The 15,599-nt window shown below is 72.1% G+C and carries 15 protein-coding genes; 9 read left to right on the forward strand and 6 right to left on the reverse strand.

From position 1 onward, the window contains the following. Positions 1-46 precede the first annotated feature (46 nt). Both J2S42_RS13700 and J2S42_RS13705 read left to right on the forward strand, forming a co-directional pair. Positions 47-2,929 carry a protein kinase domain-containing protein gene (locus tag J2S42_RS13700; protein ID WP_307239174.1) on the forward strand — a complete coding sequence of 961 codons (2,883 nt, stop codon included), beginning with the start codon at positions 47-49 and terminating at the stop codon, positions 2,927-2,929. A gap of 215 nt (positions 2,930-3,144) precedes the next feature. Beyond that, positions 3,145-4,371, forward strand: a complete 1,227-nt coding sequence (locus tag J2S42_RS13705; RefSeq protein ID WP_307239176.1) for a molybdopterin molybdotransferase MoeA — start codon at positions 3,145-3,147, stop codon at positions 4,369-4,371. Here J2S42_RS13705 and J2S42_RS13710 read toward each other — a convergent pair. Next, positions 4,357-4,776: a DUF2000 domain-containing protein gene (locus J2S42_RS13710; RefSeq protein WP_307239178.1), complete on the reverse strand. Its 420-nt coding sequence runs from the start codon at positions 4,774-4,776 to the stop codon at positions 4,357-4,359. The two genes, J2S42_RS13705 and J2S42_RS13710, sit on opposite strands and share 15 nt — an antisense overlap. A 51-nt stretch (positions 4,777-4,827) precedes the next feature. Here J2S42_RS13710 and J2S42_RS13715 point away from each other — a divergent pair, with 51 nt between their 5' ends. Continuing rightward, positions 4,828-5,649 (forward strand): helix-turn-helix transcriptional regulator, encoded by an 822-nt coding sequence (locus J2S42_RS13715; RefSeq protein WP_307239180.1) that lies wholly within the window; start codon positions 4,828-4,830, stop codon positions 5,647-5,649. Positions 5,650-5,654: 5 nt separating this feature from the next. On the opposite strand, the gene J2S42_RS13720 is transcribed toward J2S42_RS13715, so the two are convergent. From J2S42_RS13720 to J2S42_RS13730, 3 genes are all read right to left on the reverse strand, one after another. Further along, entirely contained in the window at positions 5,655-6,911 is a 1,257-nt protein-coding gene (locus J2S42_RS13720) for a serine hydrolase domain-containing protein (RefSeq protein WP_307239182.1), read from the reverse strand. Positions 6,912-7,088: 177 nt separating this feature from the next. Continuing rightward, entirely contained in the window at positions 7,089-8,345 is a 1,257-nt protein-coding gene (locus J2S42_RS13725) for a serine hydrolase domain-containing protein (protein ID WP_307239184.1), read from the reverse strand. Positions 8,346-8,454: 109 nt separating this feature from the next. Further along, entirely contained in the window at positions 8,455-9,144 is a 690-nt protein-coding gene (locus J2S42_RS13730) for a DUF6082 family protein (protein WP_307239186.1), read from the reverse strand. Between the two features lie 504 nt (positions 9,145-9,648). Between J2S42_RS13730 and J2S42_RS13735 the strand changes: the two genes are divergently transcribed. The 3 genes from J2S42_RS13735 to J2S42_RS13745 all read left to right on the forward strand — a co-directional run bounded on the left by J2S42_RS13735 (position 9,649) and on the right by J2S42_RS13745 (position 11,209). Then, positions 9,649-10,578 carry a helix-turn-helix domain-containing protein gene (locus J2S42_RS13735; protein ID WP_307239188.1) on the forward strand — a complete coding sequence of 310 codons (930 nt, stop codon included), beginning with the start codon at positions 9,649-9,651 and terminating at the stop codon, positions 10,576-10,578. A gap of 66 nt (positions 10,579-10,644) precedes the next feature. Then, complete coding sequence (locus tag J2S42_RS13740) at positions 10,645-10,842, forward strand: DUF397 domain-containing protein (protein WP_307239190.1); 198 nt, start codon at positions 10,645-10,647, stop codon at positions 10,840-10,842. A 169-nt stretch (positions 10,843-11,011) separates the two neighbouring features. Continuing rightward, entirely contained in the window at positions 11,012-11,209 is a 198-nt protein-coding gene (locus J2S42_RS13745; protein WP_307239192.1) for a DUF397 domain-containing protein, read from the forward strand. Positions 11,210-11,255: 46 nt separating this feature from the next. On the opposite strand, the gene J2S42_RS13750 is transcribed toward J2S42_RS13745, so the two are convergent. Both J2S42_RS13750 and J2S42_RS13755 read right to left on the reverse strand, forming a co-directional pair. Beyond that, positions 11,256-11,813 (reverse strand): TetR/AcrR family transcriptional regulator, encoded by a 558-nt coding sequence (locus J2S42_RS13750; RefSeq protein WP_307239194.1) that lies wholly within the window; start codon positions 11,811-11,813, stop codon positions 11,256-11,258. Positions 11,814-11,854: 41 nt separating this feature from the next. Continuing rightward, positions 11,855-12,103: a hypothetical protein gene (locus tag J2S42_RS13755; protein WP_307249322.1), complete on the reverse strand. Its 249-nt coding sequence runs from the start codon at positions 12,101-12,103 to the stop codon at positions 11,855-11,857. Positions 12,104-12,425: 322 nt separating this feature from the next. Between J2S42_RS13755 and J2S42_RS13760 the strand changes: the two genes are divergently transcribed. From J2S42_RS13760 to J2S42_RS13770, 3 genes are all read left to right on the forward strand, one after another. Beyond that, positions 12,426-13,619, forward strand: a complete 1,194-nt coding sequence (locus J2S42_RS13760) for a PucR family transcriptional regulator (RefSeq protein WP_370879393.1) — start codon at positions 12,426-12,428, stop codon at positions 13,617-13,619. An 87-nt stretch (positions 13,620-13,706) separates the two neighbouring features. Continuing rightward, positions 13,707-14,636 carry an ACP S-malonyltransferase gene (locus J2S42_RS13765; RefSeq protein ID WP_307239197.1) on the forward strand — a complete coding sequence of 310 codons (930 nt, stop codon included), beginning with the start codon at positions 13,707-13,709 and terminating at the stop codon, positions 14,634-14,636. 1 nt (position 14,637) lies between these two features. Beyond that, positions 14,638-15,582, forward strand: coding sequence for a beta-ketoacyl-ACP synthase III (locus J2S42_RS13770; protein WP_307239199.1), 945 nt, complete (start codon positions 14,638-14,640; stop codon positions 15,580-15,582). Positions 15,583-15,599 lie beyond the last annotated feature (17 nt).

Raw genomic sequence — 15,599 nt, forward strand, 5'->3', positions numbered from 1 at the left:
CGCCTCTGCGACCATGTGGGACGCATTCGTGTTCGCAGGGGGACTCATGAAACCGCTCCTGCCGGGAGACCCGGCCCGGATAGGTCGCTACGAGCTCGAAGCCCGTCTCGGCGCCGGCGGCATGGGCGTGGTCTATCTCGGGCGTACGCCCGGCGGCCGCCCCGCCGCGGTCAAGGTGATCAGCCCCGGCTACCTCGCGCAGCCGGAGGCGCTGACCCGGTTCCGCCGCGAGGCCGCGACGCTCCGCACCGTCCGCAGTGCCTACACGGCCGCGCTGATCGACTCCGAGCTGACCACCGCGCCGTACTGGATGGCCACCGAGTACATCCCCGGCCCCACGCTCGCGGCCGCGGTCGCGGCGGACGGCCCGATGCCCGCGGCCGCCGCGATCCGGATGATGGCCGCGCTCGCCGAGGGCCTGGCCGAGATCCACGCACACGGCATCTGCCACCGCGACCTCAAACCGCAGAACGTCATCCTGTCCGCGACCGGCCCGCAGCTCATCGACTTCGGCGTGGCCCGCGGAGCGGACGACGCCGGCCTGACGCTCAGCGGCACGTTCATGGGCACGCTCGGCTACACCGCGCCGGAACTGATGGACGACGACGAGCTGACCCCGGCCGCGGACGTGTTCGCGCTCGGCGCCACCACCGCGCTCGCCGCAACCGGCCGCCGCCCGTTCGGCGGCGGCGCGGTCGAACGCGTCGCACTCCGCGTCATCCAGGGCGACATCGACCTGGACGGCGTCGACACCGGCCTGGCCACGCTGATCCGCGCGTGCGTCACCCGCGACCCGGCCGGCCGCCCCACCCCGGACGCCATCATCGACCGCTGCCGCGACTGGCTCGGCAGTGGCGGCACCCCGTCACCCACGAACCCACCACCCCGATCCCCGGGTACGCCGTCAGCCGCGCCGGCCGGCCCGACGTTCGCTCCCGGCGGGCCCGGTGCCGCCGGTGCGGGAACTCTCGGAGCCGCCGGCTCTCCCAGCGCCGCCGGTGCGGGGACCTTCGGGGCTGCGGGCGCTGCCGGTTCTTCCGGCAGCTCCGGAGCCGGGTCCCGCGGAGACACCGGTTCCGGCCCCGCCGAGGCGGCGTCCTTCGGGGCTGCCGTGACGCCCGGCGCCGGGGTATCCGGGGCCGCGGGGAACGCCGGCGGAGCCAGCGATGCGGCGGCCTGGGCGGCCGAGTTCAGCCGGGCCACCGGCGCGAACCCACATGCTTGGGCACCGCAGCCACCGCCCACCGCGCCCTCCGCGTCCCCGCCGCCGCCCACGTTCGCCCCGGTCACCGGGATCGGCGGTGCCGGCGCAGCTCGCGGTGCCGACGCAGCTCGCGGTACTGATCGGACCGGCGGTGTCGCGGGCACGGGCAGCCAGCCGGGGACGCGCTCCTCCGCCGACACGGCCGGCGCCGCCGGTGCCGCCGGTGGCGGCGACGCGGACAGCCGAGACGGCTCCGGCAGCGGCCCGGGCAAGGCAACCGACACGGGTGACTTGGCCGGCCCGGCGGAAGTCCACCACCCCGCCGTGCCGCGCGGGGCCGCCGCCAATGCGGGCACGCCATCCGGCGCGGGAGGAACAGCCAGCGCGAAAAGCCCTGACAACGCGGGCGGCGCAAGCATCCTGCGCAGCGCAAGCAACCCGGACGGCGCAAGCAACCCGGACAGCGCAAGCAACCCGGGCAACAGTGGCAGCGCAGCCAGGCAAGGCCACGGCGACAGCACGGCCGGTGCGGGCAACTCGGCCGCACCGGGCCACCCCGCTGGCCCTGGTATCGCCGTCAACAGCGGCGATACGGCCGGGCAGGGCAGCCTGCGCCGCAATGGAATGCCGAACACCGCCGACGACCCAGCCGCACCGGGCAACGCAAGCAGCGCGGGCAACGCAAGCAGCGCGGGCAACGCAAGCAGCGCGGGCAACGTGGCCAACGCGAGTAGCGCGGGCGACGCCGGTGACGCGGACCTCGCCAGCCGCGCACGCGCCGCGGGTGGTGCAGGTAACGCCGGCGGTGCGGGCAACGCGGCCGGCGCAGGCAGCCCGGACAACGCCAGCAGCCCGCACGGCGCAGGTACCGCACGCGGCGCGGGCAGCGCAGGGCGTGGCGCGGGCAATGCGGCCGATGCCGGCAACACAAGGGCCGCGTTCAGCGGGGCGTCGGTGCCCGGGGCTCCGGCGCAGGCTGGTGGGGGTGGCGGCGGTGCCGGGGGGACGGTGGTGGCCCGGCTGCCTCGTGCGGGCGGCGAAGCGGGTGGCGCACGTACCCCTGGAAAGATTTTGATCTTGGTTGGGGTCGCGGTGGTCGCGGTGCTGGTTGCGGTCGGGGGTGCGGTGGCGGTGCTGAGCGGGGGTGACGAGGAAGTCGTGGCCCCGGCGGGGAACGTGGTCGCGGCGTCGCCGATGTGGAGCCTCGGGCTGCCGAACACGGCGCCGCCGGTTCCGACGCTGCCGCCGTCACCGGCTTCGGGAGCCACGACGGCACCGGCCACTTCGCCGCCGAAGCCGCGGCCGACGACGGGTGCGCCGTCCCGGACCGCGAAACCGGCGGTCACCACGCCGACCAGCGCGGACGGCCGCTGCATTCAGATGCCGGCCGACACGAATCCCGGCGTGCAGGTGTCAGTGGCGGCGTGTGACGGGTCGACGGCGCAGCGCTGGACGTTCGATGCGGGCGACCGGCTGCGGCACACGGTCGGCTCCGTCACCCGCTGTCTCGACATCGGTGCGAACGGCGGTGCGGACATCGGCTACGCGGTGCAGCTCTGGGACTGCAATGACGGCGGTGCGCAGCGCTTCGTGCCGCAGCCGAACGGCACGCTCGCGCTGCCGGACACCGACCGCTGTCTGACCATCGTGGACGGCGGTGCGCTCTCCGTGCAGCCGTGCACCGGCAAGATCGGGCAGGTCTGGCGGATGCCGAGCCGGGCCTGATCCACGATCACTCTAGTGATCAACGTCACATCTCAATAAGGTCGTCGATGAATCCCGACGGGAGGAGTCGTCATGACCACGATGCGAACCGGGATCGTCGCCCTCGTCCTCCCCACCGTCCGCCGCCGCCGCGACCGGGTCTTCACCGAGGAGGAGTGAACGGCTTGGTTTGGGGGATCCGGGGCTGCGGGGCAATACTCGGCGAAAGATCACCGATGGGATCCGAAGCCATGCCGACGTCACCGGGAACCGACGCCCACGCCAGCTCGTCCGCCGCCGCGGCGCGGGTGGTGGCGGACATGCCGTGGGACCGGGCGTACCGGCTGGCCGGCACGCTGCCGCATCCGCTGGCCGCGGAGCGGGTGCCGCTGGGGCGCGCACACGGCCGGACGCTGGCAGAGCCGGCGACCTCGGCCGTGCTGCTGCCCGGCACGGACACCTCGGCGATGGACGGCTACGCGATCTCCGGCCCGGCGCCGTGGCGGGTCGTCGGCCGGATCCTGGCCGGCCGGCCCGCGACCGGCGCGCTCGCCGCGGGCGAGGCCGTGGAGATCGCCACCGGCGCGCCGGTGCCGCCCGGAGCGGACGCGGTCATCCCGGTCGAGCGTTGCCGGATCGACGGCGACACGGTCCGGCCGGCCGACGTCGGCCCGGCCCGCACCCACATCCGGTACGCGGGCGAGGACCTGCGGCCCGGCCGGCTGCTCGCACCGGCCGGTGCCCGGGTCACGGCCACGCTGACCGGCCTGGCCGCGCACGCCGGTCTGGACGAACTGGTGGTCCGGCGGAGTCCGCGGGTGCGGCTGACCGCGACCGGCGACGAGATCGTCCACGCCGGTGTGCCCGCGCCCGGCCAGGTCCGGGACGCGCTGACGCCGCTGCTGACCGCGCTGCTCGCGGACTCCGGCGCGACGCCGGCCGGTGCCGCGCACGTGCCGGATCGGGCGGAGCTGCTGGCGGCCGCGATCGACGGCACGGACTGGGACGTGATGGCGGTGACCGGCTCGTCGTCGGTCGGCCGCGCGGATCACCTGCACCGCGTGCTGACCAGGGCCGGCGCGCGCTGGCACGTGGACGGCGTCGCCTGCCGGCCCGGTCATCCGCAGGCGCTGGCGCAGCTGCCCGGCGGCCGGTGGGTCGTCGGCCTCCCCGGCAACCCGTACGCCGCGATGGTCGGCGCCGTGACGCTGCTGCGCCCGCTGCTGGACGCATTGCAGGGCCGGGCGCCGCGCGAGCCGCTGCGCTTGCCGGTGACCGGGAACGCGCACCCGTTCGACGGCGGTACCCGGCTGGTCCCGGTGCATGTGACCGGCGGGCGGGCCGTCGTGGTACCGGGTTCCCGGCCGGCCAGCCTGCTTTCCGCCGCGACCGCGGACGCGCTGGCCGTGATCCCGTCCGGCTGGGCGCAGGGCGACGCGGCCGACCTGCTACCGGTGCAGTGACGCGCCCTTGAGGATCCGGTCGACCGCGTTCTTCGGCGCGTGCAGGCCGATCCCGACCAGGTTCAGGTCATCGCGCTCGACCGCGGCCACCGCCGCCCGGTTCGCCTCGTCGTGGCCGGTGCGGAACAGCTCCTCCGTGAAGATCGTCATCGGTACGTCGCGGGACAGCGCACGTCCGTGCGCGGCGGTGAGCAGCGCGGCGTCGCCCGCGAAGACCAGCACCGGCTGGCCGAACATCGGCAGGTACGCGGTGCCGTCCGCGTCCGCGTAGGGCTCGCCTAGCAGGTGCGGGCGGGTCCCGGCGAGCCCGCTGATCAGGAACGCGGTGACGTTCAGCCGTTGCCAGGTCAGCAGGTCGTCGCGGAGCAGGACGGCAATCTTGGTGTCGAATCGGACCGTACTCATGGCGAACAGCCTCCCGCCGGCCCGCACCCGGCGTCTTGTACGTTTCTCACCATGCGTGAGCTGGTCACGGCCTGGCGGCCGGCGGTCGCGGGCGTGCGGGAGGTGTTCCACGCCCGGTTCGTCGCGCACGCGTACCCGGCGCACACGCACGATGCCTGGACGCTGCTGATCGTCGACGACGGCGCGATCACGTACGACCTGGAGCAGGCGCACCACGGCACGGTCGGCGGGACGGTCACGCTGCTGCCGCCGCACGTGCCGCACGACGGTCGCGCCGCCACCACGCACGGTTTCCGCAAGCGCGTGCTCTACCTCGACCCGCACGTGCTCGGCGAGGATCTGATCGGCGCGGCCGTGGACCGGCCGGGCCTGACCGATCCGCCGCTGCGGCACGCCGTGCACCGGCTGCACACCGCGCTGGAGAGCCCCGGTGACGCGCTGGAGGCGGAGAGCCGGCTGGCGCTGATCCGCGACCGGCTCCGCGCCCACCTGTTGCCGCTGGTCCCGGCCGGGCCGCCGCCTCCGCGGGGCCTGGCCGGCGACCTGCGCGCGCTGCTGGACCGGGACACCGCGGCCGGTCTGACGCTGCGGGACGCGGCCGCGGCGCTGCACGCCCACCCGAGTCACCTGGTCCGCGCGTTCACCCGCGCGTTCGGGCTGCCGCCGCACCGCTATCTGACCGGCCGCCGGGTGGACGCGGCCCGCGGCATGCTGCTGGCCGGTGTGCCGCCGGCCGAGGTCGCGACCGCGGCCGGTTTCCATGACCAGTCGCACCTGAACCGGCACTTCACGAAGGTCCTGGGCGTCACACCCGGCCGCTTCGCGGCACGATCGAGACATTCCGGGGGTACGCCGTGGCGTACCCCCGGATGATCCGGTCAGTTGACGCCGAGTCGCATCGCGGCCGGCAGCAGCGGCAGGTCGCTCGCGGCGGATGCGCGTCGCTGGTCCGCACTCGCGCCGGCCTGCGGCCCGCACGCCGCCGTGTGGACGAGGCCGTTGAGCGCCGCGGCCTGCTCCGGCGTGGCGCCGAAGTTGAGACCGTAGGGGACGCCGGCCGCCACCTGGGTGCGCCCGTCCGCTGAGGTGAGCACCTGGGTGACGTAGCCGATCACGGCGCCGTCGTGGCCGTAGAACGTGCCGCAGGGCAGTTGCATGGCGTAGACACCGAGGCCGTAGCGAACGGCGTCCGGCGCCTCCGGGATCATCGGCAGCGCGCCGGCGAGCAGCGCCCGCTGCTGCACCGGCCGGAGCAGCCGGCCTGTGAACAGCGCGCGGTAGAACGTGTTCAGGTCGTCCATCGTGGACACCATGTCGCCGGCGGTCCAGATCCAGGTCATGTTGTAGACGCTGAAGTCGCGCAGTGTCACCTCACCGGTCCCGGGATCCGGCCAGGGCAGGTAGGCTCCCGCGTGTGGCCCACGGATCCGCGGGTCGCTGCCGGGAAAGTACGTGTCGCGGAGCCCCAGTGGCTCGAGGATCCGCCGGCTGATCTCCTTCGCCACGTCGTTGCCGGTCACCTTCTCGATGATCAGCCCGGCCAGGATGTAGTTGGTGTTCGAGTAGGAGAACCGCTCGCCGGGCGCTCCGGTGGCCGGGAACGACTGCCCGAGCCGGACCAGCTCGTCCGGCGTGAACGTGCGGGTCTGCCACTCCGGCACGGTCTCGTAGGTCAGCGCCGAGGTGTGGTTGCCGATCCCGCTGGTGTGTGCCAGCAGCTGACGTACCGTGATCCTCGGGTCCAGCTCGAAGCGCGGCAGCAGCCGGTCCACGCTGGTGTCCAGTGACAGCCGGCGCTCGCCCACCAACTGCAGCACGGCGGTGGAGACGAAGGACTTCGTCACGCTGCCGATCCGGTGCCGGAAGTCGGCCCGCGCCGGCGTGCCGCTCGCCACGAACGCGACGCCCGAGGCGCCGTCGAACGTCCTCCCGTCCCGCCGGACCTGCACGTATGCGCCGGGAACGCCGGACCCGGTCACCGTGTCCAGGAACGGCTGGATCTCGGCGGCGAGCGGGCCGGGCCGGACCTTCGGTGCGGCGGTCGCGGCCCCCGCGGGGGCCAGCACCGCGATCCCGGCCAGCACCGCCGCCACGACGGCCGGCCACGGTCCCCTGTGACGCCATAGATTCGACATACGTCAATCCTGGCCGGTACGTTCGCCCCGGTCGTCACCGCCGGAGCGGAACCTCGTCTCCACCTCGTGGCGGAGCCGGCCGGCACGATCTCCGCTTGCGGGACGAGGCCGGTGTCCGACATGCGATGAGCGCCCCGGCCGTGACGGCCGAGGCGCTCACCCGTACCCCCGATGGTTCTAGTTCTTGATCTGCACCGCGCTCGGCAGGAGCGGGATCCCCGCGACACCCGCGGCCCGGAGCTGGTCGGCCTTCGCGCCGGCCTGCGGCCCGCACAGGCCGGCGACGATCAGGTTGCTGAACGCCTCCTGTATCGCCGGGTCCGGGTAGAAGTTGAGACCGAAGTTCATCCCGTAGGCGAACTGGGTTCGGCCGTCCGCCGAGGTGAGCACCTGGGTGACCTGGCCGATCACGCCGCCGTCGTGCCCCCAGAACGTGCCGCAGGGCAGCTGCAGCGCGTAGATGCCGAGCCCGTAACGCAGCACGTCCGGCTGCTCCGGGAACCACGGCACGGTCTCCAGCAGTGCCTTCTGCTGCGCCGGCCTGAGCAGCTTGCCGGTGACCAGCGCGCGGTAGAAGTCGTTCAGGTCATCCATCGTGGAGATCATCTCGCCGGCCGTCCAGCCCCAGGTCATGTTGTAGACGCTGAAGTCCCGCAGCGTGATCTCGCCGGTCTGCTCGTCCGGCACGGCCACGTACGCGCCCGCGTGCGGCCCACGGATGTGCGGGTCACGCCCGGGGAAGTACGTGTCGCGCAGCCCCAGCGGCCGGAGGATCCGCCGGCTGATCTCCTTCTCCACGTCGTTGCCGGTCACCTTCTCGATGATCAGCCCGGCCAGGATGTAGTTGGTGTTCGAGTAGGAGAGCAGCTCGCCCGGCGCTCCGGTGTCCGGGAACGACTGCCCGAGCCGGACCAGCTCGTCCGGCGTGAACGTGCGCGTCTGCCACTCCTCGACCACCTGCAGCGAGTTCAGCGCGGACGTGTAGTTGCCGATGCCGCTGGTGTGGTTGAGTAGCTGGCGCACCGTGATCGCCGGGTTCAGATCGAAGCGCGGCAGCAGCTCGTCCACGCTGGTGTCCAGCGACAGCCGGCGCTCCCCCACCAGCTGCAGCACGGTGGTGGAGACGAACGTCTTGGTGACGCTGCCGATCCGGTGCCGCGAGTCCGGCCGCGCCGGTGCCCCGGTGTCCGTGAACGCCACGCCGGACGCGCCGTCGAACGTCTTGCCGTCCCGCCGGACCTGCACGTACGAGCCCGGCACACCGGATTCGGTGACCGCGTCCAGGAACGGCTGGATCTCGGCCGCGAGCGGGTTCTTCGGCCCGGCGAACGCCACCCCCGTGTGGGTCAGCGCCGCGGTGCCGCCCAGCACGGCCGCCATCAGCGCCGCACCGGTCCGGCCCCACAGTCCTCTGTTACGCCATGGTTTCGACATGCGTCCATCCTGGCCGGTGCGCTCCACCCCGGTCGTCGCCCGCGCAGCGGAATCCCGCCTCCGTCTCGCGACGGACCCGCCTCCGCGTACGGGATGAGGACTGCCCCGATCAAGCGGCATCGCCGTCGACCATTCGCGCTGGCGTCGGCACCACGCCGGACTCGCGCGGGCCGGATGCCGCGCAGGCCGCATCCACGATCGCGATGAACTCACGACCTCTTCTCTCCGTCGCCGAGGAAACGTAATACTCGCGTCCGATCTGCCAGCGCAGCCGGGCGTCCGGCTCCTCGAACAATCCCAGACACTCCCTCCGCACCTCATCGGCCGTCATGTAGCCCAGCATGAAGTGACCACGGAAGAGGCCGAGCCAGAGGCCGGTATAGAGCATGCGCGGCGTCATTCCCGACACGAACGGCCCGGCGCTGATCAGCTCAGGGTTGTTGATGCCCAGCGTGACCAGCTCCGCGTACGTCGCGCGTGCGTGCTGCTCCACCTGGACTGCCACGGAGCGCGCCTGCACCCGGAGCGAAAGAATGATTCCGAACAGGGTCAGGGCGGTAAGGAGTGCCGCCACCGCACCGTACGTCTGTCCGACGAGGCTCAGCCGCTCCCATTCTTGTGCCGAGAAAACCCAGGCCACCAGTAGCAGCAGCACTGGGGAGAAGCCGACCAGGACGACGAGCACCGGACTCAAGAGGGCCAGAATCCCACCCGTACGGATCGTGCCGAGGACTTTGGAGGCTTCCTCCCGCTCGCCGCCGCCCGTCAAACCGCCCGGCTTCGGCCGTCGTCGCACCATCTGCGCACCCACCCCTGTCGTCTGCAGCCGGGACGGCAATCCCGGCCATCGACCTTCATCATCCCGCGCACCTCCAAACACGGACGGTCACGCACGAGCGATTCGCGTCGACGGCGGGCCAGGCCGCGATGTGCAAGGTCGCAGATTGATGGTTGGCAGAAGGCTCCTGAGCATGCAAAACTGAATCCACGGTTGGAGTGGCATGCAGATCGGTACTCAACAGCGCGTCCCGCGGGCTCAGCGCACGGCCTCACGGATGCCCGGCAAAAGCGAACGAACGAAGGCACCTGGCGGCAACCGGGTGCCTTCGTGATGTTCAAGACGCCTTCGCCTACTACCAGGGGATTCTCGCGCCCAACCCTTGATCATCCAAAATCAGCCGTCACTCATACGCCTTCGCGTCGGTAGACAGCGGGGCGGGGTTTATGATGGATCGCAAGCTGCGACCTCGCAGATTGGGGCTTGCACGGAGCAACCTTCCTACATAGAGGATCTTGGTACTCGATGGCCACTCCCTCGGGCGAGTCACCGGCAGTCGCCCGGCGCCGGTTGAGGCTCGCACTGCGCCGGGCGCGCGAGATCATCGGCTATACACAGCAGCAGGTCGCCGATGAGATGGAATGGTCGATCTCCAAGGTCATGCGGATCGAGAGCGGCGAGGTCACCATCTCGGTGAACGACACTCGCTCGCTTCTGTCCTATCTCGGTGTCACCGATCGGGACGAGGTGAACCGGCTCATCCAGTCCGCCCGCGACGCCAAGAAGCGCGCCTGGTGGGACGAGGGCCGATTCCGCGAGCAGCTCCCCCTCGCACTACGCCAGCTCATTCAGTTCGAGACCGAGGCGCGCACGATCCGGTATTTCCATCCCATGTTCATTCCCGGGCCGCTGCAGACGCCAGGTTACGTGGAGACCCTTCTAGGGCTCTATCGTGACACGCTGCCGGCCGACTGGGTCGATACCCGCATCGAGGCCCGCCTGCTCCGCCGCAAGGCGTTCCTGGAGCGCACCGACAAGCCACGGGTGATGCTGCTCCTCGACGAGTCCGTGCTGCTGCGCACCATGGGCGACGCCTCCATGCTGGCCACGCAGCTCTTCGACCTCCATTCACTGGCGATCCAGGGGCGGGTGACCGTCCGGGTCATCCCGTTCACCGCGAAGATCGCGCTGCCCGCACTGGGCACTTTCGAGATCCACAATTTCGCCATACACGACGCTTCGGAGCAGCTCCCCGAGGCCGAGGAGTCCACGGATGACGCGATGCTTTACCGCGAGAGTGGCCTGCTGGACGAACTTGCGGACGACCAAGCGACCGTCAGCCGACATCTGACGGTTTTCACGGATCTATGGAACCTGGCACACGACGAGAAGACCTCGATCCACATGCTTGAAAAGGCGGCGCAAAGCCATGCCGCCTCGACGCCCGATACATGAGCAACAGGCGAGTGCAGCTCCAACCACGACACAGGCCACATGCACCCGCCAGAAAAAGGGATAACCGTGCGCACCCACCTTGATCTTCAATGGCAGAAGAGCAGCTTCTGCGGCTCGTCCGCCTGCATCGAGATCGCCACCGCGGACCAGAGCCGTCTCATGCGTGACTCCAAGGACAAGAACAGCCCGATCCTGGCGTTCGACGCCGTGGCCTGGGGTTCGTTCATCGCCGGCGTCAAGGCCGACCGACTTGGATCTCGATAGACAGCTCCAGCCGGGTGCGGTTGCAGTCTGCAACCGCACCCACGCACCGAAGGGGATGAATTTGGCCTAACGTCTACGTTTCAACCGCTACCTATGCCTACTCTCCGGCATCGGTTCCCTACTGTGCGCTCTTACGCCTATGGTGGAGGCAGGAGCAGGAGGGAGCACTATGCAGACCGATCTGCAGCTGCGGTGGCGCAAGAGGTGCGGCACCAGCACATGCGTGGAGGTGGCGACGACGCCGTCCACCACGTACGTACGTGACTCCGAGGAACCTCTGGGCGACCGACTTGCCGTGTCGGCGTCCGCTTGGAGCGCGTTCATCGCCGCCGTCGCCAAGGACGGCATTCCGACCGATCGCTACTAGTGCGCAACAGCGGGGGCGGGGCCCAGGCCGCCCCTGGCCAGCGATGTCAGCCGGGCCGTCGCTCCGCGGTCCGTTCGATCAGCCCCAGCAGGTCCTCCAGGTCCGCCTCGAACTCCGCGGTCCGTTCCTCCGCCGAACCGGCCGTGAAGCGGCCGGTCACCTCCGAGGCGCCGTAGCCGAGCGCGAACGTCGACAGCATCCGTTGCAGCCGCAGGACCTCCGCGCGGGCCACGCCCGCGTCGCGCAGCGCGTCCCGGATGCGCTCCTGCACCCGGTCGGCGTCCTCCGCCTCACCGGCCGCCGGGCGTGCCACCAGCAGCGGATACGCCCCGGGATGCGCATGTGCCAGGTCGCGGGCGGCGCGGGCGATCGCACGCAGCCGGTCCCGCCAGTCGCCGTCCGACTCGGAGGCGTCGTGCAGTTCCTCCAGCAGCTGCCGCACCAGGCCGTCGAGCAGCGCCTCCTTGTTGCCCACGTACGGGTAGAGCGCCATCGAGCTGAGCCCGACCCGCCGGCCGACGGCACGCATCGAGACCGCGTCCAGGCCGGCCTCGTCCGCGAGCGCCATCGCCTGCCGCAGGATCACCCGCTGCTTCTCGTCCACCCCACCGAACGTAGAACGAATTCCGCCGGTATGCGGTGAAATCAGCACCAGCGCCGCGGCGGACGGCCCCGGCCGATCTTGCGGCGGCGAGGCCGGACCGCGCCGTGCAGGTGCGCGCCGGCCCAGCCGTTGAGGCTGGTCTGACAGCCGCCGGGGCTGCCGGAGCCGGCCCGCGGCAGGTCCGTGTTCTCCTCCGGAGAAGCGTGGGAGCGGTGCTGGCGGGGAACCACCCGGCCACCGCAACCGATGTCGTCCGGCTCGGGGAAGTCCGCTGGACCTTCCTCCGCCATGTTGCTCCTCCTTGCTGAGCCCGTTTCGTGCGGTGCGCGCGGTCGATCGTCGCGCGGCCCCCGCGTGCGCACCCGTCGAGAGTAAGCGGTTTCACGCGCCGTGGGGACTTCACACGCTGCGGTGAACATCACTCACGTCCATGCCTTGATCAGGTAATTCATGGTCATCCCGCACGCGCCGAGCCACGCACCGGACCACCCATGGCAGGCTTGGCCGGTGGCGAACGCGGCGAGCGATACGAGGTCCGGCGAACCGGAAGGCGGCGCGACGTCCCGCGAACCGCAGGGCGGCGCGCGGCCCGGCACACCGGCGAACGACGCGCTGGCCGCCACGGTACGGCGGGTCGAGCGAAGCGCCGGCGGCCTGGCCACGGCCGCGATCGCCCGGATGGACGAGACGCTGCCCTGGTTCCGGGAGCTGCCGGCCGACCAGCGGTCCTGGGTGATGCTCGTCGCACAGGCCGGTGTGCGCTCGCTGGTGGAGTGGCTGCGGTCCGGCGGCGGCACCGCCAGCGACACCCAGGAGGTCTCCGACGACGTCTTCGCGACCGCGCCGCGCGCGCTGGCCAGAGCGATCTCGCTGCAACACACGGTCGCGCTGGTCAAGGTGACCATCGACGTGGCCGAGGAGCAGGTGCCGGAGCTGGCCGCGCCGGGCGAGGAGGTGGCGCTGCGGGAGGCGATGCTCAAGTTCTCCCGCGAGATCGCGTTCGCGGCCGCGCGCGTCTACGCACGGGCTGCGGAGTCGCGCGGCACCTGGGACGCGCGCCTGCAGGCGATGCTGGTCGACGCGCTGCTGCGCGGCGACTCCTCGGACGTGCTGGCCAGCCGCGCGGCCGCGCTCGGCTGGGCGGACGCGGCACCGGTGGCGGTCGCGGTGGGCCGGTCCCCGGGCGGTGAGCTGGCCGCGATCCTGCACGGGTTCTACCGGGCCGCGCGCCGGCTCGGCGTGGAGCTGGTGGGCGGCGGGCACGGCGACCGGCTGGTGCTGGTCATCGGCGGCGCGCCGGACCCGGTGGTGACCGTGCAGAAGCTGCTCGACGGGTTCGGCGACGGCCCGGTCGTGGTCGGCCCGGCGGTGCCGAGCCTGGACTCGGCGACCGAGTCGGCGCGCGCGGCGCTGACCGGTTACCGCAGCGCGGCCGCGTGGCCGTCCGCGCCGCGCCCGGTCGCGGCGGACGACCTGCTGCCGGAGCGCGCGCTGGCCGGTGACCCGGAAGCCCGACGTACGCTGCGGGACTCGGTCTACGGCGCGCTGACCCGGGCCGGCGGCGAGCTGATGGAGACGCTGGACGCGTTCTTCGCGGCCGGCGGCGTGCTGGAGAGCGCGGCCCGCGGGTTGTTCGTGCACCCGAACACGGTCCGCTACCGGCTGAAGCGGATCGCGGAGGTCACCACGTTCTCCCCGCTGAATCCGCGGGACGCGTTCGCGCTGCGGATCGCGCTGACGATCGGGCGGCTCGATCCGCCGAACGCGGTGTTGCCTCCGTCACGTGCCACCCCCCGCCAGCCGTGACTTTGTAGGTATCCCACAAAACCGTTAGTGTGGTTTGGTGCCTGTCAGCAGCGCTAGACGGCGGCGGCATCCCGCAGAGTGTCAACCGTGCTAGCCGTTCTCTCCCCAGGGCAAGGTTCACAGAAGCCGGGCTTCCTCGCGCCGTGGCTCCAGCTCCCCGACGCCGAGGCACGCCTCCGCGCGTGGTCCGAGCTGGCCGGCGTCGACCTGGTGCACCTCGGCACCGAGGCGGACGCCGAGGAGATCAAGGACACCGCACGGACCCAGCCGCTGCTGGTCGCGGCCGCGCTGCTGGCGGCGGAGCGGCTGCCGCTGGGGGACGGCACCGTGGTCGCCGGGCACAGCGTCGGTGAGCTCGCCGCGGCCGCGATCGCCGGGGTGCTGACGCCGGAGTCGGCCGTCACGCTGGCCGGTGTGCGCGGCCGGGAGATGGCCGCCGCGTGTGCGCTGGAGCCGACCGGCATGGCCGCGGTGCTCGGCGGCGACCCGGACGAGGTGGTCGCCGCGATCGAGTCGTACGGGCTGCACGCCGCCAACCGCAACGGCGCCGGGCAGATCGTCGCGGCCGGTGCGAAGGAGCCGCTGGAGAAGTTCGCGGCGGATCGGCCCGGTGGCGTCCGGGTGATCCCGCTGGCCGTGGCCGGTGCGTTCCACACGCCGTTCATGGCACCGGCCGAGGCCGCGCTGGGCGTGGTCGCGGCGGACGTGCCGACCGCCGACCCGGCCCGGATCATGCTGTCCGACCTGGACGGCACCGCAGTCGCGGGCGGCGCAGAGATGCTGTCCCGGCTGGTCCGCCAGGTCACCGCGCCGGTCCGCTGGGACCTGGTGATGCGCACGCTCGCCGGCCGCGGCGTCACCGCGGTGATCGAGCTGGCCCCGGCCGGCACGCTCGCCGGCCTGATCAAGCGCGAGCTCAAGGGCCCCGGCCTGCCCGAGATCGTCACCCTGAACACGCCGGACGACCTGCCCGCGGCGCTCGACCTGATCGCACGACACACCGAAGGACGGAACTGACATGGCCGGCAGCCGCATCGTTGCGCTCGGGCACTACCAGCCGGCCCGGGTGGTGACGAACGAGGAGCTCTCGCACACGATCGACACCAACGACGAGTGGATCCGGGACCGGGTCGGCATCGCCGAGCGGCGGATCGCGGACGGCGAGTCGGTCGCGGACATGTCCGTGTTCGCCGCGGAGAAGGCGCTGGCCAACGCGGGGCTGACCGCGGCCGACATCGACCTGGTGATCGTCGCGACCTGCTCGGCCGAGGACCGCTGCCCGAACGTGGCGGCCCGGGTCGCGGCCCGCCTAGGCATCACCGCGCCGGGCGCGTTCGACCTGAACGCGGCCTGCTCCGGCTTCTCCTACGCGCTGGCCACCGCGGACCACGCGATCCAGGCCGGTACGTCGCGCAACGCGCTGGTGATCGGCGCGGAGAAGCTCTCCGACGTGGTCGACTGGACCGACCGCACCACCGCCGTGCTGTTCGGCGACGGCGCGGGCGCGGCCGTGGTCAGCGCCGTGGACGACGGCGAGCCGGCCGGCATCGGCCCGGTGCTCTGGGGCTCCGCGCCCGAGAAGGGCGACGTGCTGACGATCGCGGGCTGGCGGCCGTACATCAAGCAGGAGGGCCAGGCGGTGTTCCGCTGGGCCACCACCGCGATCGCCCCGGTGGCGAAGCAGGCCTGCGAGAAGGCCGGTGTCGCGCCGGAGGAGATCGCCGCGTTCGTCGCGCATCAGGCCAACACCCGGATCATCGACGGCATCGTGAAGCGGCTCGGCCTGCCCAACGCGATCATCGCGAAGGACCTGGTCGAGTCCGGCAACACCTCGGCGGCCAGCATCCCGCTGGCGCTGTCGAAGCTGGTCGAGCGGCGCGAGGTGCCGTCCGGCGCCCCGGTGCTGCTGTTCGGCTTCGGCGGCGGCCTGACGTACGCCGGCCAGGTCATCCGCTGCCCCTGAGTTCTCGTCCGACCCAA

Origin of the sequence: Catenuloplanes indicus, from assembly GCF_030813715.1 — a bacterium.
Classification (GTDB): Bacteria; Actinomycetota; Actinomycetes; order Mycobacteriales; family Micromonosporaceae; genus Catenuloplanes; species Catenuloplanes indicus.